Raw genomic sequence first — 212 nt, 5'->3', positions numbered from 1 at the left:
ATAGCGGATAGTACCGTGAGGGAATGGTGAAAAGTACCCCGGGAGGGGAGTGAAATAGTACCTGAAACCGTGTGCCTACAAGCCGTGGGAGCGTCGGAATGGAGCTTGCTTCATTCTCGTGACTGCGTGCCTTTTGAAGAATGAGCCTGCGAGTTTGCGGTGTGTTGCGAGGTTAACCCGTGTGGGGAAGCCGTAGCGAAAGCGAGTCCGAA

Annotated in this window: 1 rRNA gene; it reads left to right on the top strand. The window is 54.7% G+C overall.

From position 1 onward, the window contains the following. Nucleotides 1–212 (top strand): 23S ribosomal RNA (locus KUM44_RS33025); the annotation flags it as partial.

It is taken from the genome of Streptomyces sp. AC550_RSS872 (genome assembly GCF_019049285.1).
In the GTDB taxonomy this organism is placed as follows: Bacteria; Actinomycetota; Actinomycetes; order Streptomycetales; family Streptomycetaceae; genus Streptomyces.
This window is presented reverse-complemented; position numbering and strand designations above follow the sequence as displayed.